Source organism: Brevundimonas sp. NPDC058933 (genome assembly GCF_049315965.1).
Classification (GTDB): domain Bacteria; phylum Pseudomonadota; class Alphaproteobacteria; order Caulobacterales; family Caulobacteraceae; genus Brevundimonas.
The window spans coordinates 1-17,990 of sequence record NZ_JBMOSL010000007.1 but is presented as its reverse complement, the minus strand read 5'-3'; the positions used below and the strand labels follow the sequence as shown (position 1 = coordinate 17,990).

At 68.5% G+C, this 17,990-nt stretch carries 12 protein-coding genes; 10 read left to right on the top strand and 2 right to left on the bottom strand.

Going from position 1 to position 17,990, the window contains the following annotated elements; translation table 11 throughout:
- Nucleotides 1-221 precede the first annotated feature (221 nt).
- The 3 genes from ACOZBP_RS12175 (at nucleotide 222) to ACOZBP_RS12165 (ending at nucleotide 3,802) form a co-directional block, all read left to right on the top strand.
- Entirely contained in the window at nucleotides 222-1,676 is a 1,455-nt protein-coding gene (locus ACOZBP_RS12175; RefSeq protein WP_422676702.1) for an ATP-binding protein, read from the top strand.
- Nucleotides 1,673-2,278, top strand: coding sequence for a response regulator FixJ (gene fixJ, locus ACOZBP_RS12170; RefSeq protein WP_422676701.1), 606 nt, complete (start codon nucleotides 1,673-1,675; stop codon nucleotides 2,276-2,278). Before ACOZBP_RS12175 ends, fixJ begins: the two co-directional genes overlap by 4 nt.
- A gap of 69 nt (nucleotides 2,279-2,347) precedes the next feature.
- On the top strand, nucleotides 2,348-3,802 hold the full coding sequence (locus ACOZBP_RS12165; protein ID WP_422676700.1) for an NAD-dependent succinate-semialdehyde dehydrogenase: 1,455 nt from the start codon (nucleotides 2,348-2,350) through the stop codon (nucleotides 3,800-3,802).
- A gap of 24 nt (nucleotides 3,803-3,826) precedes the next feature.
- Here ACOZBP_RS12165 and ACOZBP_RS12160 read toward each other — a convergent pair whose 3' ends face one another.
- On the bottom strand, nucleotides 3,827-3,979 hold the full coding sequence (locus tag ACOZBP_RS12160; RefSeq protein ID WP_422676699.1) for a hypothetical protein: 153 nt from the start codon (nucleotides 3,977-3,979) through the stop codon (nucleotides 3,827-3,829).
- A gap of 249 nt (nucleotides 3,980-4,228) precedes the next feature.
- Here ACOZBP_RS12160 and ACOZBP_RS12155 point away from each other — a divergent pair, with 249 nt between their 5' ends.
- Together ACOZBP_RS12155 and ACOZBP_RS12150 are read left to right on the top strand one after the other, a co-directional pair.
- Nucleotides 4,229-5,902 carry an MFS transporter gene (locus ACOZBP_RS12155; RefSeq protein WP_422676698.1) on the top strand — a complete coding sequence of 558 codons (1,674 nt, stop codon included), beginning with the start codon at nucleotides 4,229-4,231 and terminating at the stop codon, nucleotides 5,900-5,902.
- A 256-nt stretch (nucleotides 5,903-6,158) separates the two neighbouring features.
- Nucleotides 6,159-9,539 (top strand): PAS-domain containing protein, encoded by a 3,381-nt coding sequence (locus ACOZBP_RS12150; protein WP_422676697.1) that lies wholly within the window; start codon nucleotides 6,159-6,161, stop codon nucleotides 9,537-9,539.
- A 161-nt stretch (nucleotides 9,540-9,700) separates the two neighbouring features.
- On the opposite strand, the gene ACOZBP_RS12145 is transcribed toward ACOZBP_RS12150, so the two are convergent.
- Nucleotides 9,701-10,315 (bottom strand): response regulator, encoded by a 615-nt coding sequence (locus tag ACOZBP_RS12145; RefSeq protein WP_422676696.1) that lies wholly within the window; start codon nucleotides 10,313-10,315, stop codon nucleotides 9,701-9,703.
- 172 nt (nucleotides 10,316-10,487) lie between these two features.
- On the opposite strand from ACOZBP_RS12145, the gene ACOZBP_RS12140 reads away from it, so the two are divergent.
- From ACOZBP_RS12140 to recA, 5 genes are all read left to right on the top strand, one after another.
- Nucleotides 10,488-11,843 carry a DcaP family trimeric outer membrane transporter gene (locus tag ACOZBP_RS12140; RefSeq protein WP_422676695.1) on the top strand — a complete coding sequence of 452 codons (1,356 nt, stop codon included), beginning with the start codon at nucleotides 10,488-10,490 and terminating at the stop codon, nucleotides 11,841-11,843.
- A 27-nt stretch (nucleotides 11,844-11,870) separates the two neighbouring features.
- A complete protein-coding gene (acs, locus tag ACOZBP_RS12135; protein ID WP_422676694.1) occupies nucleotides 11,871-13,808 on the top strand; it encodes an acetate--CoA ligase in 1,938 nt (645 codons plus the stop codon).
- 258 nt (nucleotides 13,809-14,066) lie between these two features.
- The gene (locus ACOZBP_RS12130; RefSeq protein ID WP_422676693.1) at nucleotides 14,067-14,816 is read left to right on the top strand and encodes an SDR family NAD(P)-dependent oxidoreductase; all 750 of its coding nucleotides are present in this window, start codon (nucleotides 14,067-14,069) and stop codon (nucleotides 14,814-14,816) included.
- Nucleotides 14,817-15,125: 309 nt separating this feature from the next.
- Nucleotides 15,126-16,652: a CHAD domain-containing protein gene (locus ACOZBP_RS12125; protein ID WP_422676692.1), complete on the top strand. Its 1,527-nt coding sequence runs from the start codon at nucleotides 15,126-15,128 to the stop codon at nucleotides 16,650-16,652.
- A gap of 145 nt (nucleotides 16,653-16,797) precedes the next feature.
- Entirely contained in the window at nucleotides 16,798-17,877 is a 1,080-nt protein-coding gene (gene recA / locus ACOZBP_RS12120; protein ID WP_422676691.1) for a recombinase RecA, read from the top strand.
- The last annotated feature ends 113 nt before the right edge of the window (nucleotides 17,878-17,990 follow it).

Below are 17,990 nucleotides of genomic sequence, written 5' to 3'. Positions count from 1 at the left end.
GAAACCATCTTCTCAGTAATTGCCGTTTTTTTGCCGCTATACAAAATGGCGACATCAATTAAGACTTAAGCGTGGCCGACAATTCTCATAGTTAACGTCGGGTTGCGAAACTGCCGACCTATGTATAGAAGGCGCGCTTCGGCGTGATTCTGTAGATTGCTCTTCTACAGCTTCCCCGCTCAACCAACAGAAGTGTGAGGAGAGGCCCCATTCAATCGGTGATGGATAGCATCCTGCCTCTTGCAAGCGCCGTAACGCGTCGACGCTGGAGCGGGATACTGCTGGCGATCATCGCTGTGGCGGGGGCCCTGGGCTTCAGAAGCCTGCTCGAAGGTCTGGGCCAGTTCTACTATCTGCCGATGGTTCCCGCCGTAATGATTACGGCCCTGCTCGCGGGCCGGACCGCCACGGCCCTGGCGGCCATCCTGTCGATCGCGGTCAACCTGACCCTCGTGCCCCGCGAGAGCCTGACCGACGCGGCCACCAACGCCTTCCTCTTCGCAGGGGTTTCCTGGATTCTCGCCGAGGTCTGCTGGGCCATGCGCGCCATGCAGGACCGCACGCGCGACCTGTCACGGCAACTGGCGGCCAAGGACGCCATGCTGAACACCGCCCTCGCCTCCGTGCCCGTCGTGACGCTGGACGCCGGTGGCGCCGTTCAAAGCCTGAACCCCGCCGCCGCGACCCTGTTCGACCTTCCGGAAACCGTCGCCAGGGGACGCCCCTTCGCTCTGCTCGCCCCCGGGTTCGACGTAGAGGCGATCCTAGGCGCAGGCGCATCGGGCGGCGCCCTGGAAGCGCGTGAGGGGCACTGGACCGGGTTGCGCCCCGATGGCGGCGGCTTCCCCCTGAGCATCCAGTACGGACTGGCGCCGGACGCGGACGGCCAGCCGCACATCGCCCTGTGTCTGACGGATCTGAGTCGCTGGCACGCGGCCGACGCCCAGGCCCGCGAACTGCACGCGCAGCTGAACAAGGTCTGGCGACTGAACTCGCTGGGCGAGATGGCCGCCACCCTGGCCCACGAGCTGAACCAGCCGCTCAGCGCGGCCGCCACCTACCTGCACGCCAGTCAGGTGGATATGGAAAGGGCCGGCCTCCTGGGCGACAGCGCCCTGCGCACCGTGGAACTGGCCAAGGGACAGTTGCTGCGCGCAGGCAAGATCATCCGCCGCATGCGCGAGCTGCTGTCGCTGGAAGCGCGCAAGCTGGACAGCGAGCGCGCCTCATCCATGGTCGAGGATCTTGGCCCCATCCTGAACATGATCGGCTCCAGCAAGGGGGTCGCCATCCGCATGGAGGTCGCCGCTGAGGATGACCGGGTCCAGGCCGAGCGCATCCAGTTCCAGCAGGCCATGGTCAACCTGACCCGCAACGCCGTAGAGGCCGTCGGCGACCAGGCAGCGCCCGAGGTCGTCATCTTCGGCCGCCCGGTTTCGGCGACGCATTACCGCATCAGCGTCGAGGACAACGGCCCGGGCATCGCCGACGACCAGATCGAACGAATCTTCCAACCGCTGACCACCACCAAGTCCGGCGGCATGGGCCTGGGCCTGTCCGTCACCCGCACCATTGTCGAAAGCCACGGCGGTCGGCTGCAGGTTTCGAGAAGCGCGCTGGGGGGCGCCGCCTTCTCCTTCACCCTCAATCGCGAATCGAGCGTCGAGAACGCATGAGCCTCCATTCGGTCTTCATTATCGACGACGACGCCGCCGTTCGCGACTCCCTGCTGATGTTGCTACGCAGCGAGGGCATCCGCGCGCGGGGTTTCGCCAGCGGCGTCGACTTCTTCAGCGCCCTGCCCGAGGACGCGACCGCCTGCGTCATCACCGACGTTCGCATGCCGGATATGGACGGCGACGAGGTCGTCCGTCGCCTGGCCAGGCTGCGCGGTCATGCCTGGCCCGTTATCGTTATCACCGGACACGCGGACGTGCCCATGGCGGTGCAGATGATGAAGGCCGGCATCGTCGACTTCATTGAAAAGCCGTTTGATCCGCGCCGCCTGATCGAGACGGTTCGCGGCTGTCTGACCCGACTGAACCACGTGGGTCACGAGCAGGCCGCCCGCGTCGCCGCCGAAGAGCGGCTGACACGACTGACGCCGCGCGAGCGGCAGGTCTTCGACGCCCTGATCCACGGTCACTCGAACAAGGCCATCGCCCTGGAGCTGGACATCAGCCCGCGCACGGTCGAGGTCTTTCGCGCCAAGGTCATGACCAAGATGGAGGCCGAAAGCCTGTCCGCCCTGGTCCGCATGGGGCTCGCGCTGGGCTGATCCTTTGAGGGTTGCAGCCGGACGCGCTTCGGGGCGTTATCGACGGCGACCTGAACGGAGCCTGCCGCCATGCCCTCGCCCGCCGCCGCCGACCGCCTGATGCGCAGCCTCGCCTTCCTGGACGGGGCCTGGGTTGCGGCCGACGACGGCGCGATCCTCGAGGTCCGCGACCCGGCCACCGACGAGATCCTGACGAACGTGCCGAACATGGGCGCCGCAGAGACCCGTCGCGCCATCGCCGCCGCCGAAGCCGCCATGAAGCCCTGGGCCGCCAAGACAGCGGGCGAACGCGCTCGCGTCCTGCGCCGCTGGTTCGACCTGATGATGAGCGAGCAGGAGGCGCTCGGCCGTCTGCTGACCCGCGAACAGGGCAAGAGCCTGACGGAGGCCAAGGGCGAAATCGCCTACGCCGCCAGCTTCATCGAGTGGTTCGCCGAGGAGGGAAAGCGGACCTATGGCGACGTCATCCCCACCCATGATGCTTCCAAACGTCTGATCGCCATTCGCCAGCCGGTCGGGGTGGTGGGCGCCATCACCCCGTGGAACTTCCCCGCCGCCATGATCACCCGCAAGGTCGGCCCGGCCCTGGCCGCCGGCTGCGCCGTGGTGCTGAAACCGGCCAGCCAGACGCCGCTGTCGGCGCTGGCGCTCGCGGTGCTGGCCGAGGAAGCGGGCCTGCCCAGGGGCCTGTTCAACGTCCTGACGGGCTCGGCCTCGGACATCGGCGGCGAGCTGACGTCAAACCCGATCGTGCGCAAGATCAGCTTCACCGGCTCCACGGAGATCGGCCGCACCCTGATGCGGCAGTCGGCCGAGACCATCAAGAAGATGAGCCTGGAACTGGGCGGCAACGCCCCCTTCCTGGTCTTCGACGACGCCGACATCGACGCGGCGGTGGCCGGCGCCGTGGCCTCCAAGTTCCGGAACGGCGGCCAGACCTGCGTCTGCACCAACCGCTTCTACGTGCAGTCGTCCGTCCACGATGAGTTCGTCGCCAAGCTGGCCCAGGCGACCGCCGCGTTGAAGGTCGGCGCCGGGCTGGAAGACGGCGTGCAGATCGGCCCCCTGATCGACGCCAAGGCCGTCAAGAAGGTTGAGGAGCATATCGCCGACGCCGTGGCGAAAGGCGCGACGGTCGTGACCGGCGGCCAGCGGCACGCTCTCGGCGGGACCTTCTTCCAGCCGACAGTGCTGTCGGGCGTCAGGCCCGACATGCTGATCTGCAAGGAGGAGACTTTCGGCCCCGTCGCCCCCGTCGTCCGTTTCGAGACGGAGGACGAGGCGCTGAGGCTGGCCAATGCGACCGAGTTCGGCCTGGCCGGATACTTCTACGCGCGCGACATGGGACGCGTCTGGCGCGTGGCCGAGGCGATGGAGACCGGCATGATCGGCGTCAACACCGGCCTGATCTCCACCGAGGTCGCCCCCTTTGGCGGGATCAAGCAATCCGGCCTGGGTCGCGAAGGCTCGAGCCACGGCATCGAGGACTACCTCGAGCTGAAATACATCTGCATGGGGCTGTAGGACCCCCGCGTCTGCGCCCGGACGTCAGTCCTCGGACGGCTGGGCGTCGTCGTCAGGTTCGCCTGCGGCCTTGGCGGCCTTCTTGGCGGCCTTGGCCGCAGCCTTGGCTTCGGCCTTCTTGGCGTCGGCGCGCTCGCGCTCCTGCCGTTCGAAACTGTAGTTGGGCTTACGGGCCATTGATGTCCTCTCGCGCCGGGTCGCCAATGGCGACGTCAAACCTTCATGTGGCCTCTGTCGCTCGCTGCGACAACACTGAAACGGCGCTTTGACCGATATTTGCGCCGCATCTGTTCGACAGACGCCGCCGTTCGACCAAAGTCGCTCTCTGCAAATCCGCCGCCCTGCTGTCACTCTCCGTTCGACGATCCGGCCACAGGATCGCGAGGAACCGGTCGCGAAACGCGGCCATACAGGAAGGGACTGCCCATGACCGACCGCACCGCAGGTGCGGCGGAGGGCGCGGAACACACGGTCGACAAGAACGACCGGCTCGTGATTCTGGCGTCGTCCGTCGGCACCGTCATCGAATGGTACGACTTCTATCTCTACGGCTCGCTGGCCGCGATCATCACCGTCCAGTTCTTCTCGGGCGTGAACGAGACCACCGGCTACATCTTCGCCCTGATGGCCTTTGCAGCCGGCTTTGCGGTCCGCCCCTTCGGCGCCATCGTCTTCGGGCGACTGGGCGACCTGTGGGGACGCAAGAACACCTTCCTCGTCACCATGCTGCTGATGGGCCTGTCGACCTTCGTGGTCGGCCTCTTGCCCCCCTATGCCGCCATCGGCATCGCGGCGCCGATCATCCTGGTGCTGATGCGCCTGATCCAGGGTCTGGCGCTGGGCGGTGAATACGGCGGCGCCGCCACCTACGTCGCCGAGCACGCCCCGCAGGGCAAGCGCGGCTTCTACACCTCCTTCATCCAGATCACGGCGACGGCGGGCCTGGTGCTCAGCCTGCTGGTCATCCTGGGCGTCCGCTTCGCCGTCGGCGAGGAAGCCTTCGCCGCCTGGGGCTGGCGCATTCCCTTCCTGGTCTCGATCCTGCTGCTGGGCGTCTCGCTGTGGATTCGCCTGAAGCTGGCTGAAAGCCCGTCGTTCAAGCGCATGAAGGCCGAAGGCAAGGGGTCCAAGACCCCGCTGAAGGACAGCTTCATGAAGTGGCCGAACCTGAAGCTGGTGCTGATCGCCCTTGTCGGTCTGACGGCCGGTCAGGCGGTCATCTGGTACACGGGCCAGTTCTACGCCCTCTTCTTCCTGGAGCGGGTGCTGCGGGTCGACGCCACCCTCGTCTATGTCCTGCTGGCCATCGCCCTGCTGCTGGCCTCGCCCTTCTTCATCTTCTGGGGCTGGCTGTCGGACAAGGTGGGGCGCAAGCCGATCATTCTGGCGGGCTGCCTGCTGGCGGCGATCACCTACTTCCCCCTGTTCAACGCCCTGACGGAAGCGGCCAACCCGCGTCTGGCGGCGGCGGCGGCCTCGGCGCCGGTCACGGTCTATGCTGACCCTGCCGACTGCCATCTGCAGTTCGACCCCGTGGGCAAGACGGTGTTCAACCACTCCTGCGACGTAGCCAAGTCCTATCTGGCCAAGGCGGGCGTGACCTACACCAATGTCGCCGCGCCCGCCGGCACGGTGGCCGAGGTCCGCATCGGCGATCAGGCCGTGGTCCCCAGTTTCCGGGGCGACGCCATGACCACCGCCGACTTCGCCGCACAGAAGAAGACCTGGGACGCAGGCCTGGGCGAGGCCCTGACCACCGCCGGCTATCCGGCCAAGGCGGACAGCGCCCTGGTCAACAAGCCAATGGTGGTGCTGATCCTCTTCATCCTCGGCTTCTACGTGACCATGGTCTACGGGCCGATCGCGGCGGCCCTGGTCGAGATGTTCCCGACCAATATCCGCTACACCTCGATGTCCCTGCCCTATCATATCGGCAACGGCTGGTTCGGCGGCTTCCTGCCGACCACGGCCTTCGCCATGGTCGCGGCCACGGGGAATATCTACTACGGCCTCTGGTATCCGATCGTGGTGGCGGTGGCGACGGTCGTGCTGGGCTTCCTGCTGGTCAAGGAAGGCAAGGACGTCGACCTGAACGCGTAACGCCTGGAGTTCGCCAGCGTAACAGGGGCGGCTCGGCTTCGGTCGGGCCGCCCCTTCTTCTTTTGCTCAAGAGCTACTTCTAACCGCTCATCCCGGCGGACGCCGGGATCCAGTGCTTTGGCTGCATAAACCGCCATTTCCGCCGTGGCGACTGTGGCTCCTACTGGATCCCGGCGTCCGCCGGGATGAGCGGGAATAGTGGGAGCTCCCCCTTTTCTCCTTGTCCCAAGGCCCCGCTCAGTCCCAGATGCCGGTCATGTTCAGCCTCGCGACCCTGGCCCTGGTGGCCGCCTATATGGCGACCCTGTTCGCGGTGGCCTGGTGGTACGAACGGCCGTCGATCAAGACGCGCGGCGGGGCGCTGGGGCCGTCGCTCTATGCCCTGTCGCTGGCCATCTACTGCACCTCCTGGACCTATTACGGCGCGGTGGGGACGGCGGCGCGCTCGGCCTGGGAATACCTGCCCATCTACGTCGGCCCGGCCCTGGGGGTGACGGTCCTGTTCCCGCTGTGGAAGCGGATCGCGGCGGCGGCCCGGCGCGAGAACGTCGGGTCGATGGCCGACTTCATCTCCTCGCGCTACGGCAAGAGCCCGGCGCTGGGCGCGGCGGTGGCCGTGGTCGCGATTCTCGGCTCCCTGCCCTATATCGCCCTGCAGCTGAAATCCCTGTCGATGGCCGGCGAGATGCTGACGGCGGGGACGCCGGTGGCGGGGTCCGAGAGCCTGACGGTTCTGGTCATGGCCGGGGTGCTGGCGGGGTTCGCCATCCTGTTCGGCGCGCGCCGTCCTGACCTGACCGAGCACAACCGCGGCCTGATCCAGGCCATCGGCATCGAGTCCATCGTCAAGCTGGCGGCCCTGCTGGCCGTCGCCGTCTTCGCCCTGATCCTGCTGGGGCGCGCCCCGGCCTCGGCCGACGTGACCGCCAGCCTCGGCGACCTGGCGCGCTGGCCTGATCTGGACGGACGGTTCTGGGCCATCGTGCTGGTGGCGACCCTGGCCATCTTCTGCCTGCCGCGTCAGTTCCACGTCGCCTTCGTCGAGGGCGGCGATCCGGCCCAGGTGCGGCGGGCGCGCTGGATCTTCCCCGTCTATCTGCTGCTGACCAGTCTGGCGGTCCTGCCCCTCGTGGCGGCGGGCGGCCTGTTCGCGCCCCACGTCAATCCCGACCTGCTGGTGCTGGCCCTGCCGCTGAACGCCGGACATTCGGCCCTGACCGCCATTGTCTTCGTCGGCGGTTTCTCGGCGGCGACCGCCATGGTCATCGTCGAGGCCGTGGCCCTGTCGGCCATGGTGTCCAACAATCTGGTCTTGCCCCTATTGGCCGCCGAGCGCCGCCGTCGGGGCGAGCGCGCCGGCGACATGGCGCGCGCCATCCTGAACATCCGCCGGATCGCCATCATCGTCCTGCTGCTGATGGCCTGGGTCTATTATCAGGCCATGGACCAGTCGCGGGGTCTGGCGGCCATGGGGCTGGTGTCCTTCGCCGCCCTGGCCCAGCTGGCGCCAGCCCTGTTCGGCGCGGTGCTGTGGCGCGGCGGGCGCGCGCGGGGCGCCCTGGCCGGGCTGGGCGTCGGCATGACGGTCTGGCTGATCATGCTGGCCGCCCCGCAGCTGGGGCCCGGCTTCGGTCTGAACGTTCCGGCCATGATGGGGCTGGCCGACCCCTTTGCGGCGGGGGTCTTCCTCAGCCTGGCGCTGAACCTCGGCGTCTTCGTCCTGGTGTCGAAGCTGGGCCGCCCGCGCCTGATCGACCGGGTGCAGGCCCGCGCCTTCGTCGACCGGCTGGGTCCCGACTGGATGGAGGGGAGCGGCGGTCTGGCCGGGGCCTCGGTCGGCGACCTCAAGGCCCTGGTCGCCCGCTTCATCGGCGACGAGCGGGCTGAGCGGGCCTTCGCCGCCTGGGCGCGCGAGACCGAGATCAAGCTGCGCGACGCCGACCCCGCCGACGCCGGGCTGGCCCGCGCCGCCGAGCGGATGCTGGCGGGGGCCATCGGCGCCGCCTCGGCCCGCCGCGTCATCGCCGCCGCCCTGGCCGCCGGGGGCCGCGCCCCCGAGGACGTGGTGCGGATGCTCGACGAGGCCTCGCAGGCGGTCCAGTTCAACCGCGACCTGCTGCAGACCACCCTGGACAATATCGACCAGGGCGTCAGCGTGGTGGACGAGGACCTGCGCCTGACCGCCTGGAACCGGCGCTATGTCGAGATGTTCGGCCTGCCCGCCGGCTTCGTCCACGTCGGCCTGCCCATCGCCGCCGTCTATCGCCTGAACGCCGAGCGCGGCGAGACCGACGCCGACGCCGGCGACATCGAGGCCTGGATCGAGCGGCGGCTGGAGGCCCTGTCGCGCCGCATCCCTCACGACCACGAGCGTGAGCAGCCTGACGGCCGCATCCTGCGCTCCTCGGGCGCCCCTATTCCCGGCGGCGGCTACGCCACCAGCTACACGGACATCACCGCCCTGCGCCGCGCCGCTCGGGAGCTGAAGGAAGCCAACGAGCGGCTGGAGGCCCGCGTCGCCGACCGCACCGAACGGCTGGAGGAGGCCCGCCGTCTGGCCGAGGACGCCACGGCGTCCAAGACCCGCTTCCTCGCCGCCGCCAGCCACGACCTGTTGCAGCCGCTGCACGCCGCGCGCCTGTTCATCGCCGCCCTGAAGGAGGAGCCGTCACTGGCGCCGGGGTCCGCGGGGCGCGGGCTGGCGGCCAACGCAGACCGGTCCATCGACAGCGCCCACCGCCTGCTGACCGCGCTGCTGAACCTGTCCAAGCTGGAGGCGGGCGGGGTCCAGCCCGCCGTGGCCCCCCTGTCGCTGGACGCCCTGTTCGCCGAACTGAGCCGCGAGTTCGCCCCCATGGCCCGCGCCAAGGGGCTGCGGCTGAGCGTCGTGCCCTCGGGCCTCTGGGTCGCGTCTGACCCCGACCTGCTGAGGTCCATGCTGCAGAACCTGGTCGGCAACGCCATCCGCTATACCGACCGGGGCCGGGTTCTGGTCGGGGCGCGGCGCGATGGCGCGACGGTGCAGCTGCTCGTCTGCGACACGGGACGCGGCATCCCGGATGCAGACCGCGAAAGCGTCTTCGGCGAGTTCGTGCGCCTGCCCGGCGCCCCCGTCGACGAGCCCGGCGCCGGCCTGGGCCTGGCCATCGTACAGAAGCTGTCAAACCTGCTGCGCCACCCGCTGTCGATGGCCTCGCGCGTCGGGCGCGGCACCACCTTCCGCGTCAGCGCGCCCCGCGCCCATGCCCAGGTCGCGCCTGCTGTTCCGGTCGAGAGCGACGCCCGCCTGCCGCTGGCGGGACTTCGGGTGCTTTGCGTGGACAATGAACCGGCCATCCTCGACGCCCTGACCGCCCTGCTGAGCCGCTGGGGCGCGCAGACGACCACGGCGCGCACCGTGGCCGAGGGGATCGCCGCCAAGGGACCGTTCGACGCGGCCCTGATCGACCTGCACCTGGGCGACGGGGCGGACGGGTTGAGCGTGGTCGCCGCCCTGCGCGCACGCGGCCTGCGCCGCATCGGCCTGGTCACCGCCGACACCCGCGAGGGGCTGAAGGAAACGGCGACGGCGGCGGGCGCGACCCTGCTGCCCAAGCCGGTCAAACCGGCGGCCCTGAAGGCGTTTCTGTCGCGCTGAACGAAAAATCTCCCTCCCACTTGGGGGAGGGTGGTCGCGAAACGACCGGGTGGGGAGGGCGTGGCGATGCTGGGCGCCACGCTTGATTTGCCGAAGCGCCCCCACCCGTCTGACGCTGCGCGTCAGCCACCCTCCCCCAAGTGGGAGGGAGAGGCGTCGCGTTACAGGTCGATCGACTGCGCCAAAATCACCGCTTGCGTCCGGTTATGCACCCCCAGCTTGCGGAAGACGCTGGTCAGGTGGGCCTTGATGGTGGCCTCTGTGACGCCGAGGTCGAAGGCGATCTGCTTGTTCAGACGTCCGGCCCGCAACCCTTCGAGGATGCGCAGTTGGGACGGCGTCAGGCTGGCGATGCGGGCTTCCAGATCGCCTTCCTCGGGTCCAGGCGCGCCGACGTCCGGGGCCCAGGCATCACCCGACAGGATGGCGGTGATGGCCTCGACCATGACCGGCAGGGCGGCGGACTTGGGGATGAAGCCCGCGGCGCCCAGCGCCAGGGCTCGACGCACGGTCGGCGCCTCTTCGCTGGCCGAGACTACGGCGACGGGGACGGCGGGATGCTCGGCGCGGATACGGCTCAGCCCGCCCATGCCCTCGCTGTCCGACAGCTTCAGGTCCAGCAGCAGCAGGTCGGTCGCGGCTTCGCCCAGCGCTGCCAGAACCTCGACCAGACTGGCGCATTCCGCAATCACGACGCCGGGCGCGGCCTTTTCGACGGCCGATCTCAACGCCGCCCGAAACAGAGGGTGGTCGTCGGCGACGACGATGCGATCCATGAAAGTCCTTCCCGCACGCGGTTCTTTTCGGGTCGAGGCCGCGCTGTGACGACACCATGCCGCGCCTCGACTTTGGTCGAAACTAGACCAATGGCTAATGGCCGCATACCGCCCCCGCGCGGAATGCTGTCGCCTCGAGGTTCGCATCAGACGCACCCGGGAGGAAGATGACATGGGAAGATACCGCCTGCTGGGCGGCGCGGCTGCGGCTGCGCTGCTGTTCGCCCCCGGGGCTGTCCTGGCCCAGGACGCCAATGCGGCGCTGGAAGCCCGCATCGCCCTGCTCGAAGCCGAGCTGAACAGCCTGAAATCCGAGGTCGCCGCCGCACGCAGCCAGCAGACGACCCAGGCCCAGGACATTATCCGACTCGAGACCAGACCGGCCGCCGCGCCGCCCGCGCCGACGCCCGTGTCGACTGCGACCCGCGAAGAGGGCTTCCGCATCGGCGACCATACGGTCAAGTTCGGCGGCTTCATCAAGGTCGACGCCATGGCGTCGAACTATTCCGACGGCGATCCGCCGAACGGCGACCTGCTGCGCGACTATCACGTGCCCGGCTCCATCCCGGTCGGCGGGGCGGGCGAGGACACGGCCACGGACTTCAACGCCCGCCAGACCCGCTTCTGGCTGACCACCGACGGCCTGGTCGGTGGCCACAAGGTCGGCACGCGTCTGGAGATGGACTTCCAGAGCCTGCCGGGAACCGGCGACCAGCGCATCACCAGCCCCTCCAACCCCGCCCTGCGTCGCGCCTTCGTCACCATCGACAACTGGCTGATCGGTCAGGAATGGACCAATTTCCAGAACACCGCCGTCCTGCCGGAATCGGCGGACTTCATCGGCGCCGCCGAGGGCACGGTCTTCGCGCGGCAGGTGCAGGTCCGCTACACGCGGGGTCCCTTCTCCGTCTCGGTCGAGAACCCCGAGACCACGGTCACCCCCTTCGGCGGCGGGACGCGCGTCGTGGCAGACGACAACAGCCTGCCTGACCTGACCGCGCGCTACGCCATCAGCCGCCCGTGGGGCGATGTTCAGTTCGCGGGCCTGTTGCGGCAGCTGAAATATCAGAACCCGGCGACCAACATCGACGGCACGGCGACCGGCTGGGGTCTGTCGGCCTCGGCCAAGGTCAAGGTCGGGGCCCAGGACGATCTGCGCTTCATGCTGTCGGGCGGCGAAGGCGTAGGTCGCTATCTGGGACTGAACTTCTCCAACGACGCCGTCGTGGACGCCTCGGGCGAACTGGACGCCATCGGCGTGATCGCGGGCTTCGCCGCCTATCGCCATGTCTGGACGCCGGGCTGGCGCTCCAGCCTGATCTGGTCGGCGCAGAAGGTGGACAATGACGTGCTGCTGACGGGGACCGGCGCCAACCGCTCGGCCCAGAGCCTCCACGCCAACCTGATCTGGTCGCCGGTCACGGCGTTTGATGTCGGGGCCGAACTGATGTTCGCTGACCGGAAGCTGGAATCGGGACTGGACGGCGACATGACCCGTCTGATCCTGTTCGCAAAATACGGCTTCTAGAACCGAGAAACTGGGAGGAAAGCGCGCGTGTCTGATCCGGAACTCTATCCTGTCCCCGCCGACCTGGCCGCCCGCGCCCATATGGACCGCGACGGCTATGAGGCGGCCCGGACCGCCGCGCGCGAGACCCCCGACCTCTATTGGAGCGAACAGGCCAAACGCCTCGACTGGATGACCTTCCCGTCGAAGATCAAGGACGTGTCGTTCAACAAGGCGGACTTCCACATCCGCTGGTTCGAAGACGGAGTGCTGAACGTCTCGGCCAACTGCATCGACCGCCACCTGCCCCACCGCGAGAACGATGTCGCCATCATCTGGGAAGGCGACGAACCGACCGACAGCGAGCACGTGACCTTCGGCCAGCTTCATGAGCGCGTCTGCCGCATGGCCAATGTGCTCAAGGCCAACGGCGTCCGCAAAGGCGACCGCGTCACCATCTATCTGCCGATGATCCCCGAAGCCGCCTACGCCATGCTGGCCTGCGCCCGCCTCGGCGCGGTCCACTCGGTCATCTTCGGCGGCTTCTCGCCCGACAGCATCGCCGGGCGCATCGAGGACTGCGGCTCCACCTTCGTCATCACCGCCGACGAGGGCTGCCGTGGCGGCAAGAAGGTCCCGCTGAAGGCCAATGTCGACAAGGCGCTGGAAAAGGTCGCGGGCGTCGACGGCGTCCTGCTGATCCGCCACACCGGCGCGGATGTGGGCTTCGTCGAGGGCCGCGACCGGGACTATGAGACCGAGGCGGCCAAGGTCACGACCAGCTGCCATCCCGAGCCGATGCAGGCCGAGGACCCGCTCTTCATCCTCTACACCTCGGGCTCGACCGGCAAACCCAAGGGGGTGCTGCACACCACCGGCGGCTATCTGTTCTGGGCCGGCTACACCCACGAACTGGTCTTCGACTATCGCCCCGGCGAGGTCTTCTGGTGCACCGCCGACGTGGGTTGGGTGACCGGGCATTCCTATGGAATCTACGGCCCTCTGGCCAATGGGGCCACGACCCTGATGTTCGAGGGCGTGCCCAACTATCCGACCGTCAGCCGCTTCTGGGAGGTCATCGACAAGCATCAGGTCGAGATATTCTACACCGCCCCCACCGCCCTGCGCTCGCTGATGCGCGAAGGCGACGCGCCGGTGAAGGCGACCAGCCGCAAGAGCCTGCGCCTTTTGGGCTCGGTCGGCGAACCGATCAATCCCGAGGCCTGGCGCTGGTATCACGAGGTGGTCGGCGACGGCCGCCTGCCCATCGTCGACACCTGGTGGCAGACGGAAACCGGCGGCGTCCTGGTCTCCCCCCTGCCCGGCGCGACGGACCTCAAGCCGGGCTCGGCCACCAAACCCCTGCCCGGCGTCGAGCTGCAGATCGTCGACGCCGACGGCGTGGTTCTGGAGGGCGCGACCGAGGGCAATCTGGTCATCACCGACAGCTGGCCGGGCCAGATGCGGACCGTCTACGGCGACCACGCGCGCTTCTTCGAGACCTATTTCTCGACCTATCCGGGCAAGTATTTCACCGGCGACGGCTGCCGCCGCGACGCCGACGGCTACTACTGGATCACCGGCCGGGTCGATGACGTCATCAACGTCTCGGGCCACCGGATGGGCACCGCCGAGGTCGAAAGCGCCCTGGTCCTGCACGACGACGTGGCCGAGGCCGCCGTGGTCGGCTTCCCCCACGACATCAAGGGTCAAGGCATCTACGCCTATATCACCCTGAACAAGGGGGTCGAGCCCACCGATGCTCTGCGCAAGGCCCTGGTCGCTCAGGTCCGCGAGGAGATCGGCCCCATCGCCGCGCCTGACGTCATCCAGTGGGCGCCGGGCCTGCCCAAGACCCGATCCGGCAAGATCATGCGGCGGATTTTGAGAAAGATCGCCGAGAACGAACTGGGGGCGCTGGGCGACACCTCGACCCTGGCCGACCCTTCGGTCGTCGACGACCTGGTGAAGAACCGGGCCGCCTGAGGGACGCCCTAAATCCTCCCCCGTTCACGGGGGAGGGGGACCGCCGCAGGCGGTGGAGGGGGCGGATACAGCCGCCCCGCCTTCAAAAATTCGCCAACCCCGCTCCCGACCTTTATCCAAGCTGCCTGACCTCGCCCCCTTCCACCATGCTCCGCATGGTCCCCCTCCCCCGCTCCGCAGGGGAGGATCGCCGTTTCGCTGTTTGAACACGCCTCAAGGCGGCGCTAGACAACCGGCGACAGCGAACAGGAGCAGACCATGAGCGGAACCGTCCTCATCACCGGCGCCACGGCGGGCATCGGCCAGGCTGCGGCGCGCCGCTTCGCCGCCGCCGGCTGGAAGATCATCGCCACCGGCCGCCGCGCCGACCGGCTCGACGCTCTGGTCGCCGAACTGGGCGCGGACGTGGTCCACCCCCTCGTCTTCGACATTCGCGACGAAGCCGCCATCGACGCGGCCCTGGACGCCCTGCCCGAGGGTTTTGGCGACATCGACGTCCTGATCAACAACGCCGGTCTGGCGCTGGGCACCGCCGCCGCCCAGGACGCCGATCTGGACCAGTGGCGCCAGATGATCGACACCAATATCACCGGCCTGGTCACCATCACCCGGCGCCTGCTGCCGCGCCTGATCGCGCGCAAGGGCGCCATCCTGAACATCAGTTCGGTGGCCGCCACCTATCCCTACAAGGGCGGCAACGCCTATGGCGGGACCAAGGCCTTCGTGCGCCAGTTCTCGCTGGGCCTGCGCTCCGACCTGCACGGGACCGGGGTCCGCGTCACCTCCATCGAGCCCGGCATGACCGAGACCGAGTTCACCCTAGTCCGCACCAGCGGCGACCAGGCCGCCTCCGACGCCCTCTACGGCGGTGCCAAGCCGATGACCGGCGAGGACATCGCCGAGACCCTGTTCTGGGTCGCCACCCTGCCGCCCCACCTCAACATCAACGCCCTGGAGCTGATGCCGGTCAGCCAGTCGTTCGCGGGCTTCCAGGTGGCGCGGGCCTGATCGCTCAATCCTCCCCCGTTCACGGGGGAGGGGGACCGCCGCAGGCGGTGGAGGGGGCGGATGCAAACGCCCTTTTCGGCAAATGACCCACGCCGCTCCGCCAAACTACAACGGTAGCGCCCGACCTCGCCCCCTCCACCATGCTGCGCATGGTCCCCCTCCTCCGCTGCGCAGGGGAGGATCACGCGCCCGGTTGCCCCGTCATCCCGGCCCAGCCTCTCGCAGAGAGGCGCCGCCTGCGTTTCCTGTGGTCCCGGATAGCGGCTTCGCCGCTTCCGGGATGACGGTCAGAGGCCTAGACTGCCCCTCATGGCCGCGCCCTCGACGGAAATCGAACTGAAGTTCCGCCTCGGGCCGGGCGCGGTCGTGGGCCTGTCAGGCCATCCGGCGTTGCAAGGGCCGCAGACGACGCAACATCTTCGCTCGGTCTATTTTGACACCCCCGACGGCGTCCTGCGCGCGGCCGGATGCGGCCTGCGGGTGCGGACGACGCCCGACGGCTTCGTCCAGACCCTGAAGCGTCAGGCCGCCCCCGGCCAGACCGCTCGCGACGAATGGGAGGTCCCCGTCGCCTCCGAGTCTCTCGACCTCGCCGCGCTCAAGACCACGCCCGCCCACAAGCGGCTGAAGGGGCGCCGTCGCGACCTGTCGCCCCGTTTCGCCGCCACGGTCGTGCGCCGCATCCGCATGGTCGACTGGGACGGCGCCCGGATCGAGGTCGCCTTCGACGCCGGCGAGCTATCGGCCATAGACCCGGAGGGGGGCGACCGCCGCGAGCCCATCTATGAACTGGAGCTGGAGCTGAAGGCAGGGCCGCCCGCCGCCCTCTTCACCCTGGCGCGCCGGCTGGCGCGCGACCTCGCGATCGTCCCGGTGTTCGAGAACAAGTCGGAACGCGGCTGGCGTCTGGCCGACGGGGAGCGCCGCAGCCCCCGACGCGCCGCGCCCACGCCCCTGTCGCCCCAGACCTCGACGGCGACCGCCTTCCGTCTCATCGCCATGGCCTGTCTGGCCCAGGTCTCGGCCAACGCCGAGTTGCTGCGCATCGTACGCCGCCCCGAGGCCGTGCATCAGATGCGCGTGGCCCTGCGTCGCCTGCGCGCCGCCGTCGGCGTCTTCAAGCCGATGCTGGCCGAGCCTGGACGCGAGCGCATCGAAATCGAGCTGAAGTGGCTGGCGCGAGAGGCGGACGCGGCCCGCGATCTGGACGTCTTCATCCGTGAGGTCTTCCATCCGGCCGCACTGGAGGCTCCCTCGCCCGACCTGGCCCAACTGGGCCGTCACCTGCTGACCGCGCGGGGTCGGGCCTATGACCGCGTCCTCTCCGCCATAGGCTCGCCGCGCTACGCCCTGCTGATGCTGGAGACGACCGCCTGGATCGAGACGGCGGCCCTGCCCGACGATCCGGTCGCGCCCTTCGCCGCCGAAGCTCTGGACCGACTGCACCGTCACGTCGAGCGCCGCGCCCGCGACCTGTGCGGTCTGGACGTCCAGGCCCGCCACAGTTTGCGTATCCGCGCCAAGCGCCTGCGCTACGCCGCCGAGTTCTTCGCCGATCTGTTTCCCGCCCGCCGCCGCCGCGCCCGCTACCTCAAGGCGCTCGAACGGGTGCAGGACACGCTTGGCGCCTTGAATGACCTGGCCGTGGCGCGCGACAGGATCCCCGTCGTGGCCCAACTGGACGACGCCGAGGTCGCCTTCGCCGCCGGTCGCGTCATCGGCCGGCGCGAGCGGGACGAGGCCGCCCTGTTGGCCGCCGGGATCAAGGCTTGCGGGCGTTTCCACGACGCCAGACCCTTCTGGACCGGGCGCCAGTCACGTCAGAAACGGTCGTAGTCCACATTTGTTCTCACCCGCTCAAATGAGAACATCTTGTGAACCAGAACAAACCATGCACATAGTCCTTCTCACAGAGGGAGCGGGTCCTTGGCGGGTCTCTCCCAAAGCCCAGAATGGAATCATGGCAAGGGAGAGAAAACCAATGGCACAGGCGGCATTGAAGCTCGTGGGTAAAGAAGACGGTGACAAGCAACGCGCTCTGGAGGCGGCGATCGCGCAGATCGATCGCGCCTTCGGCAAGGGCTCGGTAATGAAACTCGGCAAGGCCGGCGTCGTGGCCGAGATCGAAAGCGTCTCGACCGGCTCGCTGGGTCTGGACATGGCGCTCGGCATCGGCGGCCTGCCGATCGGCCGGGTGATCGAGGTGTTCGGCCCTGAATCCTCGGGCAAGACCACCCTGGCCCTGCACACCGTGGCCGAGGTCCAGAAAAAGGGCGGCGTCGCCGCCTTCGTCGACGCCGAGCACGCGCTCGACCCGGTCTATGCCCAGAAGCTGGGCGTCAACCTGGACGACCTGCTGGTGTCGCAGCCCGACACCGGCGAACAGGCCCTGGAGATCGTCGACACCCTGGTGCGCTCCGGCGCCGTGGACATCGTGGTCATCGACTCGGTCGCGGCCCTGACGCCGCGCGCTGAAATCGAGGGCGAGATGGGCGACAGCCTGCCCGGTTTGCAGGCTCGCCTGATGAGCCAGGCCCTGCGCAAGCTGACGGCCTCGATCTCAAAGTCCAAGTGCATCGTCCTCTTCATCAACCAGATCCGTCACAAGATCGGCGTCATGTACGGCTCGCCGGAGACGACGACGGGCGGCAACGCGCTGAAGTTCTACGCCTCGGTCCGCCTCGACATCCGCCGCACCGGCGCGATCAAGAACCGCGACGAGGTCGTCGGCAACACCACCCGCGTCAAGGTGGTCAAGAACAAGGTCGCCCCGCCGTTCCGCGAGGTCATCTTCGACATCATGTACGGCGAGGGCATCTCCAAGCTGGGCGAGGTCATCGACCTGGGGGTCAAGGCCGGGGTCATCGACAAGGCCGGCAGCTGGTTCAGCTATGACTCGACCCGGATCGGTCAGGGCCGCGAGAACGTGCGCGAGTTCCTGAAACAGAACCCGGACATGGCCGCCGCCATCGAAGCGGCGGTGCGCGCCTCGACCAACAAGATCGCCGACGAGCTTCTGGGCGCGCCCGAGCCCGACGAGGGCCAGGATCTGGAAGGGTGATTCCGGAGGGGTTGATCCAGCCCCTCCCTTAAAGCTTCCGTCCGCCGCTCCCGCGACCCGCCTACCGACCCCGCGGGGTCGGTCGGACGGAGCAGGCCCGCCCGATCCGCATC